At 72.2% G+C, this 23,425-nt stretch carries 22 protein-coding genes; 8 read left to right on the top strand and 14 right to left on the bottom strand.

All coding sequences use genetic code 11. From position 1 onward, the window contains the following. Positions 1 to 92: 92 nt before the first annotated feature. A complete protein-coding gene (locus tag AC5L35_RS11960; protein ID WP_495059647.1) occupies positions 93 to 1,724 on the bottom strand; it encodes an ABC-F family ATP-binding cassette domain-containing protein in 1,632 nt (543 codons plus the stop codon). Positions 1,725 to 1,854: 130 nt separating this feature from the next. Between AC5L35_RS11960 and AC5L35_RS11955 the strand changes: the two genes are divergently transcribed. Continuing rightward, positions 1,855 to 2,643: an SDR family oxidoreductase gene (locus AC5L35_RS11955; RefSeq protein WP_495059646.1), complete on the top strand. Its 789-nt coding sequence runs from the start codon at positions 1,855 to 1,857 to the stop codon at positions 2,641 to 2,643. 19 nt (positions 2,644 to 2,662) lie between these two features. On the opposite strand, the gene AC5L35_RS11950 is transcribed toward AC5L35_RS11955, so the two are convergent. After that, complete coding sequence (locus AC5L35_RS11950) at positions 2,663 to 4,138, bottom strand: deoxyguanosinetriphosphate triphosphohydrolase family protein (protein ID WP_495059844.1); 1,476 nt, start codon at positions 4,136 to 4,138, stop codon at positions 2,663 to 2,665. Between the two features lie 131 nt (positions 4,139 to 4,269). On the opposite strand from AC5L35_RS11950, the gene AC5L35_RS11945 reads away from it, so the two are divergent. From AC5L35_RS11945 to AC5L35_RS11930, 4 genes are all read left to right on the top strand, one after another. Beyond that, the gene (locus tag AC5L35_RS11945) at positions 4,270 to 5,493 is read left to right on the top strand and encodes a lycopene cyclase family protein (protein ID WP_495059645.1); all 1,224 of its coding nucleotides are present in this window, start codon (positions 4,270 to 4,272) and stop codon (positions 5,491 to 5,493) included. A gap of 77 nt (positions 5,494 to 5,570) precedes the next feature. After that, the gene (locus AC5L35_RS11940; RefSeq protein ID WP_495059644.1) at positions 5,571 to 6,020 is read left to right on the top strand and encodes a universal stress protein; all 450 of its coding nucleotides are present in this window, start codon (positions 5,571 to 5,573) and stop codon (positions 6,018 to 6,020) included. A 1-nt stretch (position 6,021) separates the two neighbouring features. Beyond that, entirely contained in the window at positions 6,022 to 7,065 is a 1,044-nt protein-coding gene (locus tag AC5L35_RS11935) for an adenylate/guanylate cyclase domain-containing protein (RefSeq protein ID WP_495059643.1), read from the top strand. Positions 7,066 to 7,099: 34 nt separating this feature from the next. Further along, complete coding sequence (locus AC5L35_RS11930; RefSeq protein ID WP_495059642.1) at positions 7,100 to 7,927, top strand: arylamine N-acetyltransferase family protein; 828 nt, start codon at positions 7,100 to 7,102, stop codon at positions 7,925 to 7,927. Here the strand turns inward: AC5L35_RS11930 and AC5L35_RS11925 are convergent, their stop codons facing one another. The 10 genes from AC5L35_RS11925 to AC5L35_RS11880 all read right to left on the bottom strand — a co-directional run bounded on the left by AC5L35_RS11925 (position 7,928) and on the right by AC5L35_RS11880 (position 18,325). After that, positions 7,928 to 8,419: a VOC family protein gene (locus AC5L35_RS11925; protein ID WP_495059641.1), complete on the bottom strand. Its 492-nt coding sequence runs from the start codon at positions 8,417 to 8,419 to the stop codon at positions 7,928 to 7,930. A gap of 304 nt (positions 8,420 to 8,723) precedes the next feature. Then, a complete protein-coding gene (locus AC5L35_RS11920) occupies positions 8,724 to 9,347 on the bottom strand; it encodes a hypothetical protein (RefSeq protein WP_495059640.1) in 624 nt (207 codons plus the stop codon). Beyond that, entirely contained in the window at positions 9,344 to 11,224 is a 1,881-nt protein-coding gene (locus AC5L35_RS11915) for an ABC transporter ATP-binding protein (RefSeq protein ID WP_495059639.1), read from the bottom strand. Before AC5L35_RS11915 ends, AC5L35_RS11920 begins: the two co-directional genes overlap by 4 nt. Before the next feature lie 686 nt (positions 11,225 to 11,910). Beyond that, positions 11,911 to 12,342, bottom strand: coding sequence for a metal-sulfur cluster assembly factor (locus AC5L35_RS11910; RefSeq protein WP_495059638.1), 432 nt, complete (start codon positions 12,340 to 12,342; stop codon positions 11,911 to 11,913). Then, positions 12,339 to 12,827, bottom strand: coding sequence for a Fe-S cluster assembly sulfur transfer protein SufU (gene sufU, locus AC5L35_RS11905; RefSeq protein ID WP_495059637.1), 489 nt, complete (start codon positions 12,825 to 12,827; stop codon positions 12,339 to 12,341). Before sufU ends, AC5L35_RS11910 begins: the two co-directional genes overlap by 4 nt. 2 nt (positions 12,828 to 12,829) lie before the next feature. Continuing rightward, complete coding sequence (locus AC5L35_RS11900) at positions 12,830 to 14,110, bottom strand: cysteine desulfurase (protein ID WP_495059636.1); 1,281 nt, start codon at positions 14,108 to 14,110, stop codon at positions 12,830 to 12,832. Next, entirely contained in the window at positions 14,110 to 14,895 is a 786-nt protein-coding gene (gene sufC / locus AC5L35_RS11895; protein WP_495059635.1) for a Fe-S cluster assembly ATPase SufC, read from the bottom strand. Before sufC ends, AC5L35_RS11900 begins: the two co-directional genes overlap by 1 nt. Positions 14,896 to 14,925: 30 nt before the next feature. Then, a complete protein-coding gene (gene sufD / locus AC5L35_RS11890; RefSeq protein ID WP_495059634.1) occupies positions 14,926 to 16,125 on the bottom strand; it encodes a Fe-S cluster assembly protein SufD in 1,200 nt (399 codons plus the stop codon). Continuing rightward, on the bottom strand, positions 16,122 to 17,549 hold the full coding sequence (gene sufB / locus AC5L35_RS11885; RefSeq protein WP_495059633.1) for a Fe-S cluster assembly protein SufB: 1,428 nt from the start codon (positions 17,547 to 17,549) through the stop codon (positions 16,122 to 16,124). The genes sufD and sufB overlap by 4 nt, the downstream gene beginning before the upstream one ends. Further along, complete coding sequence (locus AC5L35_RS11880; protein ID WP_495059843.1) at positions 17,546 to 18,325, bottom strand: helix-turn-helix transcriptional regulator; 780 nt, start codon at positions 18,323 to 18,325, stop codon at positions 17,546 to 17,548. Before AC5L35_RS11880 ends, sufB begins: the two co-directional genes overlap by 4 nt. Positions 18,326 to 18,400: 75 nt before the next feature. On the opposite strand from AC5L35_RS11880, the gene mptB reads away from it, so the two are divergent. Genes mptB through AC5L35_RS11865 form a run of 3 tightly spaced genes read left to right on the top strand, consistent with a single transcriptional unit; the run spans position 18,401 to position 21,701 of the window. Continuing rightward, positions 18,401 to 19,987, top strand: a complete 1,587-nt coding sequence (gene mptB, locus AC5L35_RS11875; RefSeq protein WP_495059632.1) for a polyprenol phosphomannose-dependent alpha 1,6 mannosyltransferase MptB — start codon at positions 18,401 to 18,403, stop codon at positions 19,985 to 19,987. Between the two features lie 11 nt (positions 19,988 to 19,998). After that, a complete protein-coding gene (locus AC5L35_RS11870; RefSeq protein ID WP_495059631.1) occupies positions 19,999 to 20,928 on the top strand; it encodes an ABC transporter ATP-binding protein in 930 nt (309 codons plus the stop codon). Positions 20,929 to 20,984: 56 nt separating this feature from the next. Further along, positions 20,985 to 21,701: an ABC transporter permease gene (locus tag AC5L35_RS11865; RefSeq protein ID WP_495059842.1), complete on the top strand. Its 717-nt coding sequence runs from the start codon at positions 20,985 to 20,987 to the stop codon at positions 21,699 to 21,701. Between the two features lie 12 nt (positions 21,702 to 21,713). Here the strand turns inward: AC5L35_RS11865 and AC5L35_RS11860 are convergent, their stop codons facing one another. Beyond that, entirely contained in the window at positions 21,714 to 22,862 is a 1,149-nt protein-coding gene (locus tag AC5L35_RS11860; protein ID WP_495059630.1) for a DUF2332 family protein, read from the bottom strand. Then, entirely contained in the window at positions 22,859 to 23,383 is a 525-nt protein-coding gene (locus tag AC5L35_RS11855; protein ID WP_495059629.1) for a DUF6069 family protein, read from the bottom strand. Before AC5L35_RS11855 ends, AC5L35_RS11860 begins: the two co-directional genes overlap by 4 nt. Positions 23,384 to 23,425 lie beyond the last annotated feature (42 nt).

The raw sequence follows: 23,425 nt of genomic DNA, 5'->3' as shown, positions 1-23,425 counted from the left end.
CCGTACGGATCGGAGGATCACCGCAGGTCAACACGACACGCGGAATAAGTTTGTCCGATCGGGTGGTACTCGCGGGGGTGCAAATCCCCCGATCAGGCCAACTGCACGAGCTCCAGATACTCGGCGGACCAGAGATCCTCGGTGCCATCGGGCAGCACGATCACCTTGTCCGGGTGTAGCGCCTCCACGGCACCGGAGTCGTGCGTGACGAGTACGACGGCGCCCGCGAAGCGACGCAAAGCATCGAGAACCTGTTCTCGGCTCGCCGGATCGAGGTTGTTGGTCGGTTCGTCGAGCAAGAGGACGTTGGCTGCACTCGAGACGAGACCGGCCAACGCGAGGCGGGTCTTCTCCCCACCGGAGAGCGTGCCGGCCGGTTGCTGGAGCTGGTCGCCGGAGAACATGAACGAGCCCAGCAATGTGCGGAGTTGCTGTTCCGGAGTGTCCGGAGAAGCGTGCCGAACGTTCTCCCACACGGTGGCATCGAGGTCGAGAGTGTCGTGCTCCTGCGCGTAGTAGCCCGTGCGCAATCCGTGGCCGGGCAGGACGCGTCCCGCGTCGGGCGCCTCGGTGCCGGCCAGCAGCCGCAGCAGCGTGGTCTTCCCCGCGCCGTTGAGCCCGAGTACGACGACCTTGGCCCCCCGGTCGACCGCGAGGTCGACGCCGGTGAACACCTCCAGCGAGCCGAACGCCTTGCTCAGCCCCTCGGCGGTGAGCGGGGTGCGCCCGCACGGCGCCGGGTCCGGGAACCGGATCTTCGCCACCCGGTCGTTCTTCCGCTCGGGCTCGAGGCCCGCAAGCATCTGGTCGGCGCGGCGCGCCATGTTCTTGGCGGCCACCGCCTTCGTGGCCTTGGCGCCCATCTTCGCGGCCTGTGTGTGCAGCACGGCCGCCTTCTTCTCGGCGTTGGCGCGCTCGCGACGGCGGCGCTTCTCGTCGGTGGCGCGCGCCTCCTGGTAGCGCTTCCAGTCCATGTTGTAGACGTCGACCTCGCCGCGCGTGGCGTCGAGGAACCACACCTTGTTGACGACGGCGGCCAGCAGTTCGGTGTCGTGGCTGATCACCACGAGACCACCGTCGTGGGCGGCGAGGAAGGACCGCAGCCAGGTGATCGAGTCGGCGTCGAGGTGGTTGGTGGGCTCGTCCAGCAGCAGCGTGGTGGCGCTGGGCGCTCCCCCGCCGCCGCCGTCGGACGCGGCGAACAGGATGCGCGCCAGCTCCACGCGGCGGCGCTGGCCGCCGGAGAGGGTGGCGATCTGCTGGTGGAGCACGCGGTCGGGCAGGCCGAGGTGGGCGCAGATGCGGGCGGCCTCGCTCTCGGCGGCGTACCCCCCGAGTGCGGAGAACCGCTCCTCGATGCGCCCGTACTCGCGCACGGCCTTGTCGTTCTGCGCCCCGTCGACCAGCTCGGCCATGGCCGTCTGGGCCTTCTCCATCTTCCGCAGCATCTCGTCGAGGCCACGGGCGGACAGGACCCGGTCCTTCGCCGTGACGGTCAGGTCGCCCTCGCGAGGGTCCTGGGGGAGGTATCCGACGGAGCTGTTGGCGCCGACCGTGCCGCCGTACGGCTCGCCCTCGCCCGCCAGCACCCGCATCGACGTGGTCTTGCCCGCGCCGTTGCGCCCGACGAGCCCGATGCGGTCGCCCGCCTGGACACGCAGGTTGGCGCCGGACAGGAGGATGCGGGACCCGGCCCGCAGTTCCAGGTCTGTAGCGGTGATCACGAGGAGAACTCCAGGAGGTCCGGAAGAGGGCGTGCGCGGGCAGGGAGAGCCACTGCTTCGCTACTCGGTCCGGACCACGCACCCAGAGTACCGACCGGCACGAGCGGATTCGGTCAGTAGGGTGCCGCGCATGACCGATCTCACCGACCTGTCCGGCCGGGCCGCCCTCATCACCGGTGCGAGCCGAGGCATCGGGTTCGCCATCGCAGGCGAGCTGCTCTCCCGCGGCGCCTCGGTGACGATCACGGCACGCAAGCCCGACGAGCTCGCCGCCGCCGCCGAGAAGCTGGTCGCCGACGCCGCTGGTGGCGACGCCTCCCGCGTGCTGGCGGTGGCGGGCAACGCCGGCTCCGAGGAGGCACGCGAGGAGGCGGTCACGAAGACCGTCGAGGCCTTCGGCAGCCTCGGGATCCTGGTCAACAACACCGGCATCAACCCGATCTACGGTTCCCTCATGGACGCCGACCTGGGTGCGGTCCGCAAGATCTTCGACACCAACGTGGTCGCGGCGCTGGCGTTCGTGCAGCTGGCCTACCGGGCGTGGATGCGCGACAACGGTGGCGTGGTGATCAATCTCGCATCCACAGCGGGGCTGCGTTCCACGGGGGCGATCCCGGTGTACGGCGCGTCCAAGGCCGCGCTGATCCGGCTCACCGAGGAGCTGGCATGGCAGCTCGGGCCGGGCATCCGCGTCAACGCCGTGGCGCCGTCGGTGGTGAAGACGAAGTTCGCCACCGCGCTCTACGCGGAGGGCGAGGAGAAGGTCAGCGCCGCCTACCCGCTGAAGCGCCTCGGCGAGCCCGAGGACATCGCCCGGCTCGTCGGGTTCCTGGTGTCCGACGCGGCGTCGTGGATCACCGGGGAGACCGTGCGGATCGACGGGGGGATCCTGGCCACCGGCTCGCTGGGTTCCGGCTGACCCCGCCGGGGGCTTTCCCCTACAGCACAGCCGCGTCGGTCCAGAGCCGCGCGGAGCGGCCGGTCAGCACGTCGAGCAGCGCGCTGGCCTGGCCGTCGGTCAGGGACGCGACGTAGTCCACCACCGCGCGGCCGCGGGCCATCCGGTCCACGTCCGGGGCGGGTACGAGCGCGGCGAACTCACCACGGGCGAGCTCCACGAGGTCGCGCAGCCGCGGGGGCTTGTGCGTCTCGTCGTCGTCGTGGGACAGCCAGTCGTGCAGCGCACCGACCAGCCCGGCGAGCACGGTGGCCTGTCCGCGCTGGTGGGAGGCGAGGTCGGCGCGCTCCAGCACGAACCGGCGGTGCACGAACTTCAGCACCGCCACCTCGTGCCACTGCTCGGTGGCCAGCGTGACGTGAGCCGAGCGGACCGGCGGGTCGGACAGCACCCGCACCCCGCCCACGAGGCGGGCCGTCCAGCGGGCGGAGAACTCCGCGACGGCCCGCTCGGCCGCCATCGACCCGTCGAACGACGCGGCCAGCAGGCCGTCCGCCAACTCGGCCCGCACCCGTTCGACGGCGGCGGCGAACGCGTCGTCCTCGTAGGCCCAGCCGTCCTTGTCGCGCAGCCGGCGGCGCAACCGTTCCAGGGCGCCCCCGGGACGGTCCGGACCGGCCGCGGCACCGGCCCGTTGCCACCCGCGGAGCTCGCCGGCCACCCCGGCCTGCTGCAGCACGCCGACCCGGTGGAAGTCCTCGACGTCGTGGATCGCGTAGGCGATGTCGTCGGCGATGTCCATCACGGCCGCCTCGACCGTCTGCTGCCACGGCCCGACCTGGCCGAACGCCGCGCGGCTCGCCCGCAGGTCGTCCAGCTCGGTGGAGTACGCGGAGAACTTGGCCGACCCTGCCTCCGGCGCCCCCGGCAACGGGCCGGCACCGCGCGGCGGCAGTGCGGCCGCGCTCGGGTGCGGATCGGGGTGGCCCAGCCGCGACCACGGGTACTTCAGTACGGCGGCGCGGACCGCGGCGGTGAGGTCCAGCCCCGTGCCGCCGGGGCCGTGCAGGTCGATCGTCGTGACGATGCGGAAGCTCTGCGCGTTGCCCTCGAACCCGTCGGGCAGCCCGAGTCGCCCGCGGGCGAGCCGGTCGAGCACCTGCTCCCCGAGATGCCCGAACGGCGGGTGTCCGAGGTCGTGGGCCAGCGCCGCGGCCTCCACGACATCGGCGTCGAGGCCGCCCAGCCGGTCGACCACGGCCGCCGCGGCCGCGTCGCCCGTCAGGCGTTCGGCGATGGCCCGGGCCACCTGCGCCACCTGCAGGCTGTGGGTGAGCCGGTTGTGGACCAGCAGGCCCGAGCCCGTCGGGCTGACCACCTGGGTCACCCCGGCGAGCCGGGCGAAGAACGGCGAGGCCACGATCCGGTCCCGGTCGACGCGGAACGGGCTGCGGGCCAGTGCCGCACCGGTCTCCGCCGTCCGCGAACGCCGGGCCACGCGCGCCGTGTGGTCCACGGCGCCGGCTGCCGCCACCGCGCCCGTCCCGACGGGTGCCGGGCCTCGTCCGGGCGTCGCTCCTGGAGCGAGCGCCCCCTGATCGGTCACCGCAGCAGGCTAATGGCCGCCCGTACCGGTAGAACGGGCCCGTGCCCCGCCCCGCAACGGACGTCCTGGTGGTCGGCGGCGGTCCCGCCGGTCGGGCACTGGCCGCGGAGTGCGGCCTCCGCGGGCTGCGCACCGTGCTGCTGGATCCGGCGCCCGCCGCGCCGTGGCGGGTGACCTACGGCTGCTGGGCCGACGAGCTCCCGGCTGCCCTGCCCGCGTCGGTCGTCGCCGCGAAGGTGCAGGGGCGGGCGACCGCACTCACCCACCACGACCTGGGCTGGGACTACGCCGTGCTGGACGTCCCCGCGCTGCGGGCGCACCTCGACTCCCGGCTCGCCCGCGCAGGCGTCACCGTCACGGCCGGGCGGGTGACGGGGTGGACAGCCCCTGGCACCGTCGCGCTCGCGGACGGCCGCCACGTCGGCGCCGCGGTCGTCGTCGACGCCGGTGGCCGCCGCCAGCCGCTCCGGACGGCGCCCGAGCCGGGACACGAGCGCCCGTCGGCGGAGCAGACGGCCTACGGGGTCGTGGTCGACGAGTCGGCCGCCGGCCCCGTCGTCGCCCCGGGTACGGCGCTGTTCATGGACTGGCGCCGCGACCACGGCGAGCCGGGCTGGCCGACGTTCCTCTACGCCGTCCCGCTCGGCGGCGGCGCGGTACTGCTCGAGGAGACCTCGCTGGCGCGGCGACCCGCACTCCCCGTGCCGGTGCTGCGGCGCAGGCTGCTCGCCCGGCTGGCGGCCCACGGCGTCACCCCGCAGGCGGACGCGCCGGTCGAACGCGTGCGCTTCCCGGTCGACTCGCCACGGCACCGGACGCCCGGGGTGCTCGGCTTCGGCGCGGCGGCCCCGCTGGTGCATCCGGCCACCGGGTTCAGCGTGGCGACCTCGCTCACCCTCGCGCCGGCGGTGGCGGACGCCGTCGCCGCCCACCTCCCGGCCGGCCCTCGCCACGCGCTGGCCGCGGCCGAGGCGACCCTCTGGCCTCCCGCGGCCCGTGCCGTCCACCGCCTGCGCCGCATCGGGCTGGAGGCCCTGCTGCGGATGCCGGCCGCCGAGGTGCCGGGGTTCTTCGAGGTGTTCCTCGGCCTGCCGGAACGGCACCGGTGGGCCTACCTCACCGGGCGTGACGATCTGCGCGGCATGGTGGCCACCATGAACGCGCTGTTCGGCCGGGCCGACTGGCAGCTGCGCAGGCGGTTGGTGGGGCCCGCACTGCGTCCACCTGCTCCGGCCGCGCCCGACGAGGCCGCCCGGGCCCGGTGACGGGGGAACCGGGCGGCGGTCGCTCCGGCTACCGGCGGTAACCTCACGGCCGACGTTTCCCCCAGACGGAGGCACCCATGTCCGCCTACCGCACCATCGTCGTCGGCACCGACGGTTCAGCCACCTCCTTCGCCGCCGTGGACCGCGCCGCCGCCGTGGCCGGCGACAGCAACGCCGAGCTCGTCATCGTCTGCGCCTACACCCCGGCGGGCCGGGACGACACCGCCCAGGCCGAGGACATCCTCAAGGAGGAGGCCTACCTCGTGCGGGGCTGGACCCCGGCGGAGGAGACTCTGCGGTCGGCCGAGGAGCGCGCCCTCGCCGCGGGCGCGGGCCGGGTCCGCACGGTCGCGGCCGACGGCGCACCGGTCGAGGTGCTGCGCAAGGCGGTCGCCGACGCGAACGCCGACCTGCTGGTCGTCGGGAACCGCGGGCTCAACACGCTGAGCGGGCGGCTGCTCGGCTCCGTCCCCTCCGACGTCGCGCGCCGCGCAGGCGTGGACGTGCTCATCGTCCACACCACCTGACGTGGCCGGGGCCGACGGCGGGTGGCTGGCGGGCATCGCCCGGCTGCTCCGCGGACGGCAGCCGGTCGGCCGGTCCGACCTCCCTCTCGACGAAGCGCTCGAGGAGGTCGTGCTCGGAGCGCCGCGGCGCTACACGCGGCTGCAGGTGAGCGCGGCCGCCGGGCTCGACCACGAGGAGGGCCGCAGGCTGTGGCGCTCGCTCGGATTCGCCGAGGTGGCCGACGACGCCGTCCTGTTCACCCAGCCCGACATCGACGCGGCGCAGCTGATGTCCGGCCTCACGGAGGCGGGCGTGCTCGAACCCGACGTCCGGGAGGCGGTCGCCCGAGCCGTCGCCCAGCAGATGTCGCGGCTCGCGGAGTGGCAGGTCGGCCTGGTCAGACGGCTCGTCGAGAGCCGGCCGGAGGAGGTCACGGCGCAGCAGGTCCTGGAGATCACCGCTGCGGTCGTGCCGGCGCTCCAGGAGCTGCAGACCTACGTGTGGCGCCGCCACCTCGCCGCCGCGGTCGACCGGCTGCTGGCGACGTCCGGGTCCGTCGACGGCTCGCCCGACACCTGGCCGCTCGTCGTCGGGTTCGCGGACATGGTGGGCTTCACCCGCACCACCCGGCGCCGCTCCACCGCCGAGCTCGGCGAGATGATCGAGCGGTTCGGCTCCAGCACCACCGAGGTGATCGCCGACGGGCGCGGCCGGATCGTCAAGACGGTCGGGGACGAGGTGCTGTTCGTCGCCGACGAGATCGCCGACGGCGCGGCGATCGCATTGGGCCTGCTCCGCCGCGTGCGCGCCGAACCCGCACTCCCCCGGCTGCGGATCGGGCTGGCCGCCGGGCCCGTCCTCGTCCGGTACGGGGACGTGTACGGCGAGGTCGTCAACATCGCCGCGCGGCTCACCACCCACGCCCACCCCGACTCCGTGCTCGTCGACCGGACGGTCGCCGAGGCGCTGTCGGGCGACCCCCGCTTCACGGTGCGCCCGCTGCGGCCGCTGGCCGTCCGCGGCTACCGGAACCTGCACCCGTGGTTGCTCGAACCAAACAGTTGACCACAACCCGGGTGCGGCTCCCACAATGATCCATATGACCGTCACCAGCCTGGAAACCCCGGCTCTGACCGCGTATGTCGACCGGATCGGCTCACCCGAGGTCACCGGGCCCGACCTCCCGACCCTGCGCCGCATCGTCGCGGCGCACAGCCGGTCGATCGCGTTCGAGAACCTCGACCCCTTCACCCGCCGGGACGTGCGGCTCGACCAGGAGAGCCTGACCGCGAAGCTCGTGGCCGGCCGCCGGGGCGGCTGGTGCTTCGAACAGAACCACCTGCTGCGCGGAGCCCTCGACGCGCTGGGCTACCGCACCACCGGCCTCGCCGCGCGGGTGCTGTGGGGCAGACCTGCCGACGCCCCCGTCCCGGCCCGGGGCCACATGCTGCTGCGCGTCGATCTGCCCGAGGGGCCGCACGTCGTCGACGTCGGCTTCGGGGGGCTCACCCTCACCGGCGTGCTGGCGATCGAACCGGACGTCGAGCAGCCCACCCCGCACGAGCCGTTCCGTCTGCTGGCCGACGGCGACGACTTCGTGATGCAGGCCCGGGTCGGTGCCGAGTGGCGGCCGCTGTACCGGTTCGACCTGACCCCGCAGCACCCGGCCGACTACGACATCAGCAACTGGTACCTCGGGCACCACCCGGCGTCGCACTTCCTCGCCGGTGTGATGGCCGCCCGTCCCGACACCGACCGGCGCTACGCCCTCAACGGCACCGGCTTCGCGGTGCACCACCTCCACGGCCCGACGGAGCGGCGCACCCTCGAGAGCCCGGCCGCGGTGTGCGCCGTGCTGGAGGAGCACTTCCGCCTCGACCTCTCCGGGCTCCCGGACCTGGAGACCGCACTCGCCAGGCTGTTCTGATCACGCCGTCGGCACGAGCGTGCTGCTCTGGACGTACTCCATCGCCGCGATGAACCCGGGCTCCCCGGCCCGGCGTTCCGCCTCCTGCGCGTCCACCTCCACCACCCGTGTCTGGATCCACCAGAGGTTGCCGAACGGGTCACGCACCCGCCCCACCCGGTCACCCCAGAACAGCTCGGTCATCTCCGTCACGGCCGTGGCGCCGGCGGCGAGCGCCCTCCGGAACACCGCGTCGCCGTCGGGGACGTAGAGACGCAGGAACGCCGGCGTGTCGGGCCACTCGGGGCGCCCGTCGAACATCATCACCACGGCGTCGCCGATCCGGACCTCGGCGTGCCCGATCACACCGTCCGGTCCGGCCAGCCGCTCGATCTCCTCGGCCCCGAACGCCTCCCGCAGGAACTCGATCAGGCCCGCGGTGTCGCGCCCGATGATCCATGGCGTGACGGTGGTGTAGCCCTCCGGAACAGGGCAGATCGCCTTCTCGGTCATGGGGGGACGGTAGGGACCGTACAGGTCAGTTCCTGACCTGTACGCCGGGACCGGAGCGCGTTGCATGATCGGCACGAGACCCGCGTTCCGGCCCCCAGCAGGGCGAACAGCCACACCTCACGCCCACCAGCCGCCGCCCCGGACCCCGGCGAGTCGCCCGATTTCTGCGGCCGACTCGCCCCCGCCGGTCACCAAGATCGGCTCGAGATCCGCATGTCCGCCCTCCGGAGGGCGAACAGCCGAATCACGCAACGATCATGACGGCCGCGGCACCCGGCGCGTCCGCGCGGAGGTTGGCGCCCGGTTACACCGTGACCGGCCCGGTCGGTACCGGGTCGGCGATCGGGTAGGGGAGGTCGCCGGGCAGGAGCATCTGCGGTATCTGCTCGAACCGCCAGCCGTTCCCGTTGCGGGTGAAGGTCCACACGACGTCGTAACGGTCACGAGGCCAGTGGGTGGGCGGGGCCGGGGTCACGTCGCCCAACTGCTCGACGATGCTGTGGATGTTCTCGTGGTTCCAGGCCACCACGGTGGCACCCGGGCGGGCGTTGAGCTCCCTGGCCAGGTGCGCCTCGTCGCCCGCGGCGTAGCGCCTGACCACGTCCAGCCCGAGCCGGGCGGCCAGCGGCGACACCGTCTGCACCGACCGCTTGCTGTGGCCGTTCTCGTACGCCGTGCCGTACACGGTGTCCGGCCGATGGAGGCCGGCAGGCGGTTCTCCCCGGGACGGGGCGAACAGCCCGACCAGAGCCCCCGCCCGGATCCACCCGTACACCGTGAGGGAGTGCCGGTCGAACTGCCCCTCCGGGGTGATGCCGCGTGGAGTGCCGGCATGGCCGGGCTTCTCCGCGTGCCGGATGATCATCACCACGTGCTGTGCCGGGGTCGGCTCTCCCGCGTGCGGCCAGCCGCTCGTCGTGGTCGTCATCCGCGCACCCCCGGGGTCACCGCTTCCTCGGCGGGCAGCAGATCAGCAGGCAGCATCTCCGTCAGTGGCTTCTCGACGGGCAGGGCCGGTGGCTCGTCGAGGACGCCACCGCGGCGCAGGTGCACCGTGCGCGTGGCCAGCCGGGTCAGTGCGGGTTGGTGGGTGGTCATGATCACCGTGCGGTCCTCGACCAACCGGGTCAGTGCTTGCACCACGAGCTCCTCAGCATTCACGTCCAGCCCTGCGGTGGGTTCGTCCAGCAGCACCACCGGCGCGTCGACCAGCAGGGCCCTGGCGATCCCGACGCGCTGGCGCTGGCCGCCCGACAGGCCGATCCCGCCGGCGGAGATGGTGGTCTCGAGGCCGTTGGGCAGCCGGTCGGCGAACTCGTTGACCAGCGCGTTCTCGGCGACCCGCGCTACCTCGTCGTCGGTGGCGTCGGGCCGGCCGTAACGCAGGTTGTCGGCCAGCGTGCCCGAGAACAGGAAAGTGTCCTGCAGAACCATCGCCACCTGCTGGTGCAGCCAGTGCTCGGGCGCGTCGGGCACCGACAGCCCGTCGAGCAGCACCTGCCCGCAGGTGGGCCGGTACAGGCCACCGATCAGCGACAGTGTCGTGGACTTCCCGGCGCCGTTGTCGCCCAGCAGCGCGATACGTTCCTGGGCGCGGATGGTCAGGTTGAGGCCGTTCAGCACCGGGCCACGGCCGTAGTCCAGGCCCACATCGCGCAGCTCGATCTCACCGCTGACCCGGCCGGGCAGCCCGCTGATGGAGCCGAGGTGTTCCTGGGGCTGGTCCAGGATGGCCGAGATCCGCTCCGCGGAGGCGGCGGCCTGGGTGAAGCTCGGGAGCAGCTTCGCCAGGTCCTTCATCGGCTTGAGAATGTTCTGCAGGTAGCTGGTCACCACGACCAGCAACCCGACCGTCCACCAGCTCTGCAGCACCCCGAAACCACCGACGAAGAGCAGCACCGCGGTTCCGATCGCGGCCACCGACTCCAGCGCCGGGGTGAACCGGGCGCTCAGATCCACCCCGCGCAGCCCGAGGTTCAACACCGACTTGTTCGTCGAACCGAAACGCCGGTCCTCCAGGTCCTGGCTGCCGAAAGCGTGCACCGTGCGGATGCCCTGCAGCGACTCGGTGACGAAGCCCGTCAGCTCCCCCACCGCCGCCCGGCGCTGGCGCGAGTTCACGCGCGTCAACCGGGCGTAGCGGACCGCGGTGAGGAACACCAACGGCGCCGCGCAGAGCATGATCAGCCCGAGGCGCCACTCCACCGAGATCAGCACTGCCGCCGTGCCGACCAGCGCGAGGACACCGGGAACCAGCGTGGAGAACAGATCGGTCAGGCTGCCCTCGATCCGCTCGGTATCCGTCACCACCCGGCTCGTCAGCTCACCGATGGCGTGGTGGTCGTGATAGTCCTGCGGCAGCCGCTCCATGTACCCGAACACGTCGGAGCGGATGCGCGAGCTGATCCGTTCGCCCGCGCCGTTCATGAACAGGTCACCCAGGTAGTCGAAGAGGCCGGATGCCACGGTGATCACCAGCACAGCGACCGCGGCGACCGCGAGCATGGCCACCGCCGACCCACCGAACCACTGGGCCACGTACCGGAGGGGACCGCTCTTGTGCTGGCCTCGGATCAGGTCGTCGATCACCAGGGCCAGCGGCCACGGCGCAGCCAGGTCCGCGGCGAGTTCACAACCGCGCATCCCCACCCCGAACAACAACGGCCGCAGCTCGGACTGCCCGTAGGAACGGAACCGCCACAGCGCACGCAGCGTCCCGACGTCCCCCTTGGCGGGACCACCGGCACTGAGCGCCCCGGACCCGCCACCCGACGGCGCACCGGCCGGGGATGCTTCCGCACTCATTCGCACACCCCTCCGGGCCGGCAACGGCGCCGCGCCTTCTTGATGTCGTGGGGCATGGCGGTCGCTCCTCCAATTCGTGTACGGGTCATCTGTTCTCAGTAGGCCGAAACTGCTCCGTAGGGCGGAGCTGCTGTACCGCCGACCCCTCACGGATATCAGCTCGGCGGATTCGATTTTGCGAGCTGACGGCCTGAGCGCAACCGCCCCGCCATGACTTCGCAGGCCGATGACCTGCACCCGACCATGTTCGCGGCCGGGTAGCAGCACAACCCGTCAGATGTCGTGGCAAGACCGGTCGACCGCCGGGAAGACCTGCGACAGAATGGGCACGAAACCTGTCGACATCACGGTCGGCAGTCGCCCGCTGTCACTGCGTGCAGGTAGCGGACAGCATTCCCGAGGCCCGGCTGGAGTAACATACAAAATTGATCTTACCGGGCATCGGCCGACTCCTTATCCTGATCACGTCGCGCGCCGCTGTACGGCTTTATGACAGAATCATCAGACTAGGATATCCGTTCCCGAAACCGGCGTGATCTGAATCACTTTACCAAAATGGAACGGCTATACGGACAAAAAGAACGTATTGGCCGGCATACCGGAAGACCGAATCCGGACAAAAAACAAACGGCACCATCATCCGGACGTACCGGATGAAAGTGCCGTTCGTCGAGAGGGCGGGTGCGTCAGACGCGGAAGCCCAGCGCCCGCAGCTGCTCGCGGCCGTCCTCGGTGATCTTGTCCGGCCCCCACGGCGGCATCCAGACCCAGTTGATCTTGATGTCGTCGACCAGGCCGGCGGTGCCGGTGAGGGCGGCCCGAGTCTGCTCCTCGATCACGTCCGTCAGCGGGCAGGCCGCCGACGTGAGAGTCATGTCGATGGTGGCGACCCCGCCCTCGGCCTGGATGCCGTACACCAGGCCCAGGTCGACGACGTTGATGCCCAGCTCGGGGTCGACCACGTCGCGCATGGCCTCCTCGAGGTCGTCGACAGAGGGCTCCTCGGCACGCTGAGCCGGGGGCTCGGGCATGCCGGCCGCGCCGCGCACCACCTCGTCGCCGGCACCGGGGGTGCCGGTGGTCTCCGTCGTCGCGGTGGTCTCGGTGGTCTCGCTCATGACTGTGCCTCCTCGGGATCGCGCGCTGCCTGTGTCTGCGGGGCGTCCTGCGTCTGCGCGGTGCGGACGACGGCATCCTTGAACGCCATCCATCCGAGCAACGCGCACTTGACCCGTGCCGGGTAGCGGGCCACACCCGCGAACGCGACGCCGTCACCGAGCACGTCCTCGTCCGGCTCCACCTGGCCGCGCCCCTGCGCCATCTCCTGGAACGCCGTGAGCACCCGCATCGAGTCCTCGACCGAGCGGCCGACGACGAGATCGGTGAGCACCGACGCCGACGCCTGGCTGATGGAGCAACCCAGGGTCTCGTAGGACACGTCCGACACGGTGTCACCGTCGAGCTTGACGCGCAGGGTGATCTCGTCGCCGCAGGTGGGGTTGATCTGGAACGACTCGGCGTCGAACGGCTCGCGCAGTCCGGCGCCGTGCGGTGTGCGGTAGTGGTCCAGGATGATCTCCTGGTACATCTGCTCCAACTGCACGGCTAGCTCACTACTCCGAAGAACTCGCGCGCGGCCTGCACACCCTCGACCAGGGCGGCGACCTCATCAGGTGTGTTGTACACATGGAACGACGCCCGCACGGTAGCGGCGACGCCGAACCTGCGGTGCAATGGCCAGGCGCAGTGGTGACCCACCCGCACGGCGACACCACGGTCGTCGAGGACCTGGCCGACGTCGTGGGCGTGCACCCCGTCGACCACGAACGCGACGGCGCCGCCGCGGTCGGTGATGTCCTGCGGCCCGATGATCCGGACGCCCGGCACGGCCGCGAGCCCGTCGATGGCCTGGCGGACCAGTGCGATCTCGTGGGCGTGGATCACGTCGATGCCGATGTCGTTGATGTAGTCGACGGCCGCGCCGAGGCCCACGGCCTGCGACGTCATCGGCACGCCTGCCTCGAACCGCTGTGGCGGTGCGGCGTAGGTGGTGTGCTCCATGCGCACCACCTCGATCATCGAGCCGCCCGTGAGGAACGGCGGCATCGCGGCCAGCAGCTCGCCGCGCCCGTAGAGCACACCGACGCCGGACGGCCCGAGCATCTTGTGCCCGGAGAACACCGCGAAGTCGACGTCGAGCTCGCCGAGGTTCACCGGCATGTGCGGCACCGACTGGCACGCGTCCAGCACCACGAGTGCCCCGACCGCGCGGGCGCGGCGCACCAGCTCCGCGACCGGCAGGATCGTGCCGAGCACATTGGACTGATGGGCGAACGCCACCACCTTGGTGCGCTCGGTGAGCTCGATCGAGTCGAGGTCCACCCGGCCATCGTCGGTGATCGAGTACCAGCGCAGGGTGGCACCGGTGCGCCGGCACAGCTCCTGCCACGGCACCAGGTTGGCGTGGTGCTCCAGCTCGGTGATCACGACCTCGTCGCCGGGCCCGAGCGCGAAGCGCTCCGACTCCGGGCCCAGGCCCGTGCGGATGCTCGAGTTGCTCATGGCGTACGCGACGAGGTTGATGCCCTCGGTGGCGTTCTTGGTGAACACCACCTCGCCCGGCCCGGCACCGATGAACGCGGCGATGCGTGCCCGCGCCGACTCGTAGGCGTCGGTGGCTTCCTCGGCGAGCTGGTGGGCGCCGCGGTGCACCGCGGCGTTGTGCTGCTCGAGGAACGCGCGCTCGGCGTCGAGAACCTGGCGGGGCCGCTGCGACGTGGCCCCGGAGTCCAGGTAGACCAGCGGCCGCCCCTCGCGAACGGTGCGCGTGAGGATCGGGAAGTCCGCCCGTACCTTCTGGACGTCCAACCCTTCGATCGTGGTCATCAGACCGCGGCCTCGGTCACCGCGCTGTCGGCGGCCATACCGGCGAACCGCACGTAGCCGGTCTTCTCCAGCTCGTCGGCCAGCTCCGGGCCGCCGGACTCGACGATGCGACCGCCCGCGAAGACGTGCACCACGTCGGGCGTGATGTGCTGCAGGATCCGCGTGTAGTGCGTGATCAGCAGGACGCCGGTGTCGCCGCCCGCCCGGAAGCGGTTGACGCCCTCGGACACGACGCGCAGCGCGTCGACGTCCAGGCCGGAGTCGGTCTCGTCGAGCACCGCGATCTTCGGCTTGAGCAGGGCGAGCTGCAGCACCTCGTGGCGCTTCTTCTCGCCGCCGGAGAAGCCCTCGTTGACGTTGCGCTCGGCGAAGTCGGAGTCGATGTCGAGGTCGCTCATCGCGCCCTTGACCTCCTTGACCCAGGTGCGCAGCTTCGGCGCCTCGCCGCGGACGGCGGTGGCCGCCGCGCGCAGGAAGTTGGACGTCGAGACGCCCGGGACCTCCACCGGGTACTGCATGGCGAGGAAGAGGCCGGCGCGGGCGCGCTCGTCGACGGTCATCGCGAGGACGTCCTCGCCGTCGAGCGTGACCTCGCCCGAGGTGACCTCGTACTTCGGGTGCCCGGCGATGGCGTAGGCCAGCGTGGACTTGCCGGACCCGTTCGGGCCCATGATCGCGTGGGTCTCGCCGGCGCGGATCGTGAGGTCGACGCCCTTCAGGATCTCCTTGGCGCCGTCGTCGGTGGCGACCGAGACGTGCAGGTCCTTGATCTCCAAGGTGGACATGGTGTCAGTGCTCCGTGTGGTTGTGTGGCGTCAGACGCCGATGACGGCGAGCTCGGCCTCGATCGCCGCTTCCAGGCGCTCGCGCAGCTCGGGAAGGGTGATCCGGCTCAGGATCTCGCCGAAGAAGCCGCGCACGACGAGCCTGCGGGCGACGTCCTCGGGAATGCCGCGGCTCTGCAGGTAGAACAGCTGCTCGTCGTCGAACCGGCCCGTGGCGCTCGCGTGGCCGGCACCGGCGATCTCGCCGGTCTCGATCTCCAGGTTCGGCACCGAGTCGGCGCGCGCGTGTTCGGTGAGCACGAGGTTGCGGTTGAGCTCGAACGTCCGCGTGTTCTCCGCGGCCGCGCGGATGAGCACGTCGCCGATCCACACGGTGTGGGCGGTGAGGCCCTTCGTGCTCTGCAGCGCGTTCTTGTAGACCACGTTCGACGTGCAGTTGGGCACCGCGTGGTCGACCAGCAGCCGCTGCTCGAGGTGCTGCCCGGCGTCGGCGAAGCCGAGCCCGGCCAGTTCGGCGTCGCCGCCGGGACCGCGGTACTTCACGGTGGGGCTGATCCGCACCAGGTCGCCGCCCAGCGCCACCGAGGTGGCGCGCAGGACCGCGTCGCGCCCGATCGACAGGTGTTGCGCGCCGACGTGCACGGCGTCGTCGGCCCACTCGCCGGTGACCACCAGGGTGAGCCGGGACCCGTCGCCCAGCACCACCTCGAGGTTGTCGGCGAGCACACCCGAGCCGCGGTACTCCACGACGACGGTGGCCTCGCTGTGGGGCGTGGTGCGCAGCTGCAGGTGCCCGGCCGCGGTGGCGCCCGCCCCCGGGCCCGTGACGGTGACGGTGACCGGGGCCGGGGTGCCGTCGAGCGTCACCAGGGTGGCCTCGCGGAACGTCGACCACGCGGCAGCGGCCACGCGGTCGGCGGGAACGCCGCCCTCGCCGATCCGCGCGTCGTCACGGCCGACGGTCTCGACGGTGGCGCCTTCAGTAGCGGCGACGTCGATCGTCGCCGTGCCCTCGAACGTCGCCGAGCCGTCGTGCAGGCCGTGCAGCCTGCGCAGCGGCGTGAAGCGCCAGTTCTCCTCGCGCCCGCCGGGGACCTCGAAGGCCTCGACGTCGTAGGCGGTGAAGCGCTCGCTCGCCGACGCGATCGGCGACTCGCCCTGCCCCTTCTTCGCACCCGCGAGTTCAGGTGCGAGCCCTGCAACCTCGGGTGCGCTACTAGGAACCGTCATCCGACGGAGCCCTCCATCTGCAGTTCGATGAGTCGGTTCAGCTCCAGCGCGTACTCCATGGGCAGCTCGCGCGCGATGGGCTCGACGAACCCGCGCACGACCATCGCCATGGCCTCGTCCTCGGTCAGCCCGCGGCTCATCAGGTAGAAGAGCTGGTCGCCGCTGACCTTCGAGACCGTGGCCTCGTGGCCCATCGAGACCTCGTCGTTGCGGACGTCGACGTAGGGATAGGTGTCGGACCGGCTGATCGTGTCGACCAGCAGGGCGTCGCACTTCACCGTGGAGCGGCTGTGGTGGGCCCGCGGGTTGACCTGCACCAGACCCCGGTAGGACGTGCGGCCACCGCCACGCGCCACCGACTTCGAGATGATCGTGGAGGACGTGTGCGGCGCGAGGTGCACCATCTTCGCCCCGGCGTCCTGGTGCTGGCCCTCACCGGCGAACGCGATGGACAGGACCTCGCCCTTGGCGTGCTCGCCCATCAGCCAGACGGCCGGGTACTTCATGGTGACCTTGGAGCCGAGGTTGCCGTCGACCCACTCCATGGTGGCGCCCTCTTCGGCCTTGGCCCGCTTCGTCACCAGGTTGTAGACGTTGTTCGACCAGTTCTGGATCGTCGTGTAGCGGCAGCGGCCGCCCTTCTTCACGATGATCTCGACCACGGCCGAGTGCAGCGAGTCGGACTTGTAGATCGGCGCGGTGCAGCCCTCGACGTAGTGCACGTAGGCACCCTCGTCGACGATGATCAGCGTGCGCTCGAACTGGCCCATGTTCTCGGTGTTGATCCGGAAGTAGGCCTGCAGCGGGATGTCCACCTTGACGCCCTTGGGGACGTAGATGAACGAGCCTCCCGACCACACCGCCGAGTTGAGCGCGGAGAACTTGTTGTCCCCGGACGGGATCACCGAGCCGAAGTACTCCTGGAACAGCTCGGGGTGCTCCCTGAGCGCGGTGTCGGTGTCGAGGAAGATCACGCCCTGCTGCTCCAGGTCCTCACGGATCTGGTGGTAGACGACCTCCGACTCGTACTGCGCCGCGACACCGGACACCAGGCGGGCCTTCTCGGCCTCCGGGATCCCCAGCTTGTCGTAGGTGTTCTTGATGTCGGCCGGCAGCTCGTCCCAGGACGTGGCCTGCTTCTCCGTGGAGCGCACGAAGTACTTGATGTTGTCGAAGTCGATGCCCGAGAGGTCGGCGCCCCAGCGCGGCATCGGCTTGCGCTCGAACAGGTCGAGCGCCTTGAGCCTGAAGTCGAGCATCCATTGCGGCTCGTTCTTCAGTGCGGAGATGTCGGCGACGACGTCGGCGGACAGGCCGCGACGTGCAGTGGCGCCGGCGGCGTCCGGATCGGCCCAGCCGAAGTCGTAGCGGCCGAGCGTCGCGAGCGTCTCCTCCTGGGTAAGTGCCTCAGGAGCGGTCGTCATTCGGACTGCCTCCCTCTCAGGGACGTGCCTGTCGAGATCGTGGTGGTGGTCGTGTAACCCCGCCGGTCTTCGGGAGCTTCCAGCGGAACGTGGGTGGTGCACGCGGAGTCGCCCCGCGCGATGGTGGCCAAGCGCTGCACGTGGGTGCCGAGCAGCTCGGCGAAAGCTTGGGTCTCAGCCTCGCACAGCACCGGGAACTCGGCGGCCACGTGGGCCACCGGGCAGTGGTGCTGGCACAGCTGCACGCCCGAACCCGCCTCGCGGGCCTGTGCGGCATAGCCACGGGTGGTGAGCACGTCCGCGAGTGCACCGGTTCGCGCATCACGGCCGTGGGCGGCTGCGACCTGCTCCGCCCCCGCTCCGCCGAGCAGGTTCTCGACGCGGCTGCGCGCGAACCCGCGTACCGCCGCCTCTCCCCCGTGCTCGGCGAGATAGCGCAGCGCGGCCACGGCGAGATCGTCGTAGCCGTGCCCGAACCGGGCGCGCCCGGCGTCGGTGAGCAGGTAGTGCTTGGCCGGGCGGCCCCGGCCACGCGGCCCCCGGCGGGACGCCTCGCGCACCTCTGCCTCACCGGCCGTGATGAGCGCGTCGAGGTGACGCCGGACGGCCGGAGCGGACAGCGCGAGCTCGGCGGCCACCGCCGTGGCGGTGATCGGCCCCTGCTCCATCAGCAGGCGCGCCACACCCGCCCGGGTGCGGCCGTCAACGCTCGACTGCCCCTCGTGGGCGTCGACCGTCGGCTGTGGACCGCTTTTCACAACACCAGTGTTGCGTATTTGCCGCTACGGGGCAAAGCCCACCTGCTGCGGGTGACCACGCTCACTCCGAAACAGGCTCGCTACGCTGCAGGCATGGTCGCAGGGGAGCTGGACGGCGCACGCGCTCCGGTCCCGGTCGAGGCACCCCCGCGCGACCCCAGCCGGGCCGCTCGCCGGCTGGGGCTGACCGGAACCCTGCTGATGGGAGTCGGTGCACTCGGATCCGGCGCGCTCCCCGTGCCCAACCCGCTGTTCGGTCTGCGGCTGCTCGGTCTGCCCAGCCGCAATGCCACCATCGCCATCGCCATCACCTATGCCGGCATCGGGATGCTGGTGCTCGCCTGGCTGTGGATCGGCAAGATGCTCCGGTGGAACGGCGCCGTCCCACCGGCCCCGAACCGCGCGCAGCTGGCCCGCACGGCGGTGCTGTGGGCGATCCCGCTGGCCGTGGCCCCTCCGTTGTTCTCCCGCGACGTCTACAGCTACCTCGCGCAGAGCGCGATCCTCGCGCGCGGGCTCGACCCGTACGTCCTCGGCCCGGCCCAGGCCCTCGGCGTCGACGATCCGCTGACACGCAGCATCCCCACCATCTGGCGGGACACCCCCGCGCCGTACGGGCCGCTCTTCCTCTGGCTCGGCCGCGGCATCACGGCGCTCACGGGCAACGACGTCGTACTCGGCCTGTTCGCCCACCGGGTGCTGGCGCTGCTGGGCGTCGGCCTCATCGTCTGGGCGCTGCCCCGCCTGGCCCGTCGGTGCGGGCTCGACGCGGGGCTCGCGCTGTGGCTCGGCGCGGCCAACCCGCTGGTGCTGTTCCACCTGGTCAGCGGCATCCACAACGAGTCGCTGATGATCGGCCTGATGCTGGCCGGCATGGAGGTCGGCCTCCGGGCGGGTCCACGGGTGCTCGATACGAGGTTCCTGTTCGGGGCCCTGCTCATCGTCGGGGCGTCGGCGGTGAAGGTGCCTGCGCTGCTGGCGCTCGGCTTCCTGGGCACCGAATGGGCCAGGCGCCACGGCGGCAGGCTGCGTGACGTCGCGGTGTCCGCCGGAACGCTCGCCGCCGTCACAGTCGTGGGCTACGCCGCGCTCGCGCTCGTCACCGGGCTCGGGCTCGGGTGGGTCACCACGCTCGACACCCCGAGCCTCATCCGCAGCTGGATGTCGGTGTCCACCGACCTCGGCCTGATCGGCGGCCAGATCGGCATCCTGGGCGGCCTGGGTGACCACACCGACAGCGTGCTGGTGCTCACCCGCGGCCTGGGCGGTCTCGCCGCCGGGATCGTGGTGCTGATGCTGCTGCTGGCCAGCCTCCGCGGCCGGCTCGACCCCGTCACGGGGATGGGCGCCGGGCTGGGTGCGGTCGTGCTGCTCGGCCCGATCGTGCATCCCTGGTACCTGCTCTGGGCGGCGATACCGCTCGCCGCGTCGCAGGGTCTGCCCCACTACCGGCGGGCCGCGCTGGCCGCGTCCGCCGTGCTCGCCCTGCTCGTGCCGCCCACGGGTGCCGACTTCAGCTTCCGCGCCTACCAGCTGCCGATGGCTATCCTGGCCGGGATCGTCATGCTCGTGCTGGTTCTCCTCGTGCAGCGGCGCCAGCTCGCCGGGAAGCAGGGCGCAGACGTCGACGCGTGGTCGGGCCGGGTGCCAGCTCGGGAGCCGGACCCCTCACCTCACTAGACTGGACCGCCGTGAACACTCCGCCGCCCGCCGTCGCGGTCCGGGGGCTGGTGAAGCGGTACGGACGCACCGTCGCTGTCGACGGGCTCGACCTCGACCTGGCCGCCGGATCGGTGCTGGCCCTGCTCGGTCCCAACGGTGCAGGCAAGACCACCACCGTCGAGATCTGCGAGGGCTTCCTGCGCGGCGACGCCGGTGAGGTGCGGGTACTCGGCCTTGATCCGGCCGACGCGCCCGATGCGCTGCGCGCCCGGATCGGCGTGATGCCGCAGGGCGGCGGCGCCTATCCCACCGTCCGCGCCGCCGAGATGCTGCGGCTGGTCGCCGCCTGCTCCGCCCACCCGCTCGACGTCGGGTGGCTCACCGACGTGCTCGGCCTCGACGGCTGCGCCCGCACCCCGTACAAGCGGCTGTCGGGCGGGCAGCAGCAGCGGCTCGCGCTGGCCTGCGCCGTGGTCGGCCGCCCGGAGCTGGTGTTCCTCGACGAACCCACCGCCGGGATGGACCCCCAGGCTCGCCGGGTCGTGTGGGACCTGATCCAGGCGCTGCGCCGCGACGGGGTGGCCGTCCTGCTCACCACCCACCTCATGGAGGAGGCCGAGGCCCTCGCCGACGAGGTGGTGATCGTCGACCGTGGCCGGGTCGTCGCGCAGGGCTCCCCCACCGCGCTCACCTCGACCACCGAGCAGCAGGAGCTGCGCTTCCGGGCCCGGTCCGGCATGGACGTCGACGGCCTGATCGCGGCGCTGCCCACCGGGTACGGGGCGGCCGAACCGATCGCCGGGCGCTACGTCGTGCGGGGCCGGATCGACCCCGCGGTGCTGTCCACCATCACCACGTGGTGCGCCGGGCAGGGGGCGCTGGCCGACGACGTCCAGGTGGCCAGACGCAGCCTCGAGGACGTCTTCCTGGAGCTGACCGGACGGGAGCTTCGCTCGTGAACCGCTTCCCACCGGGCACCTTCGCCCCGCGGCCCGGCGCCGGTGCGCCGCTGCGGATGCTCGCCGTGCAGTCGGGCACCGAGATGCGCCTCGCCCTGCGCAACGGCGAGCAGGTGCTGCTCACGCTGCTGATCCCGGTCGTGCTGCTGGTCGGGCTGAGCACGCTCGACGTGGTGCCGCTGCCGGAACCGCGGATCGCCTCCGTGGTGCCCGGTGTGCTCGCGCTGGCGGTGATGTCCACGGCCTTCACCGGGCAGGCCATCGCGCTGGGCTTCGACCGCCGCTACGGCGTGGTCCGGCGGCTCGCAGCCACCGCGTTGCCGCGCTGGCTGCTGGTGGCGGGACGGCTCGTCGCGGTGCTGGGCACGGTCGCGCTGCAGGTGGTGGTGCTCGGCGTGATCGCCGTGGCACTGGGCTGGCGCCCGGCGCCCTCCGGGCTCGCCTGGGCGCTGTTGCTGTTGCTGCTCGGCTGCGCCGCGTTCGGCTCGCTGGGGATCCTCCTCGGCGGATCGCTGCGGGCCGAGATCACCCTCGCCGTGGCCAACCTGGTCTGGTTCGTCCTGCTGCTGGCCGGCGGCATCGTCGTCCCGCTCGGGATGCTTCCCGGGCCGCTCGCCGCCGTCGGCGCCGCGCTGCCGTCCGGGGCGCTGGCCGAGGGCCTGCGCGCGGCACTGGTCGGCGGCCACGCACCGAGCGGCGCGCAGGTGCTCGTGCTGCTGGCCTGGACCGCCGTGGCGTCCGCGCTGGCGGTGCGCACGGTCAAGCTGCGCTGACGGGGCGCGCGCTCAGCGCCACTCCAGCCAGGCCGCGCCGGGATGGGCCCGGCCCAGCAGCGCGCCGCTGCGCCGCCCTCCGCGTACCCGGACCCGCCCGATCACCCCGAAGACGCCACCGTCCCGGGCGTCGCGCACCCAGCCGGCCGGCACGTCGAGGCCCTGCACACCGGCCCGGGCATCCGGGCCGAGAGGAACGAGCGGGTCGACCGAGATCCACTCCAGGTCGCGCCGGCGTCCGAGGTCCGCCAGGAGGCGGTCGAACCGCAGCAGGTCGGCCGGCGGCAGGAAGACGTGCACGTAGGTGTCGACGAGGCAGACCAGCACCTCGGGCGGGATCGACGCGACGACGTCCCCGAGCACGTCGAGGACGTTCCCGCGCACTGCGCGTGCCGGATCGGCGCGGGCGACGGCCGCCGCGGCCGCGAACCGCGTGACGGCACCTGCCTCGGGCGGGACGCACGCGGCCAGCCAGGCGAACGTGTGCGGATCGGCGACGTCGAGCGGCTCGACGTCCACCCCCACCCGGTCGGTCACCACCGGAAGCGCGGACGGCACGGGCAGGCGGTCGCCCCCCGACCGCACCTCGCACGTCAGGCGGACCGGCGAGGACGGGTCCCCCGTCGTCCGGTCGGGCGAGCCCGCGATCCGGTAGGTGTAGTGGTAGCGGTCCAGGTGCAGCCCGAGGCCGGCGCCGGTGCCCAGGTCCACCACCGCCAGCGGGCGGTCGTCCTCCTCGGCGATCGTGGTGAGCACGGGGAGCACGTCGGCGCAGCGGCCCACCTCGTTCATCTGGTAGCGGTGGGTGGCACACAGTTCCGCGAGCGCATCCCGCTCCGTCCGCGCGAAGTCGACGAGCTCCGCGCGGAAGCCGGGATCTCGCGGGGGCTGACCGCCACCCGGCTCGGGGTAGTGGCGGGCCATCGGGGAGCGTCGCTCCCGTACCAGGAAGCTCACCGCCGCTCCGAGCAGCAGCGGCGGCAGGCGGTCGAGCGGGATCGCGGCGGCGAGATCGAGGAGCACGTCCTCCTCCGCGATCGCCACGAGAGTCTCCGCCGTGAGCCACCAACCGGCCGGGGCGTCCACCGGCGACCAGGCGTCCGCGATGGCGCGAGCCTGACCGGCCACGACGGCGCGGGCGTCCTGCTGAGCGGGCCTCACGAGGCGAACTGGTCCTCCTCGAACTCGAACCGATGCCGCTGCGGCGCCGGGCCGACGGCGGCGGCCGCAGCGCCGGAGACGAGGGTGCCGATGGCCAGCCCGATCACCAGGTGGATCGCGGCGGTGGCGACGGCGACGCTCATCGGCACGGGCGACAGGAACGGCACGACAGCGGCCATGGCGATGAGGAGCCCGACCAACGAGGCGAAGCGGTCCATCGGCCGGGGTGCGCCGATGAGGAGCAGGTGGGCGAGACCGGTGACGGCGAGAGCGGCCACGGCCGCCAGCCCGCAGAGCACGGCGGTGTCGGTGTCGCCCAACGGGCCGGCCGTGCTCGGGGCGTAGAGCGCGATCCGGAGGACCACGCGCACGATGAGCACTCCCACCAGCCCGATCAACGCGGCGACCGCGGCGGTGGCCAGGCCACCCACCCAGAGCCGGGAGACGTCGATCCGGCCGCTGCAGCGTGGCGGCCGACGGCGGGCGCCGACGCGATCGGTCTCGTCGTGGTATCCGGCCATCGAGCGCTCCGATCCCGGTCAGCGGCGGTGGGACGTGCCAGG

It is taken from the genome of Pseudonocardia sp. OZ21, assembly GCF_059359135.1.
This window is presented reverse-complemented; position numbering and strand designations above follow the sequence as displayed.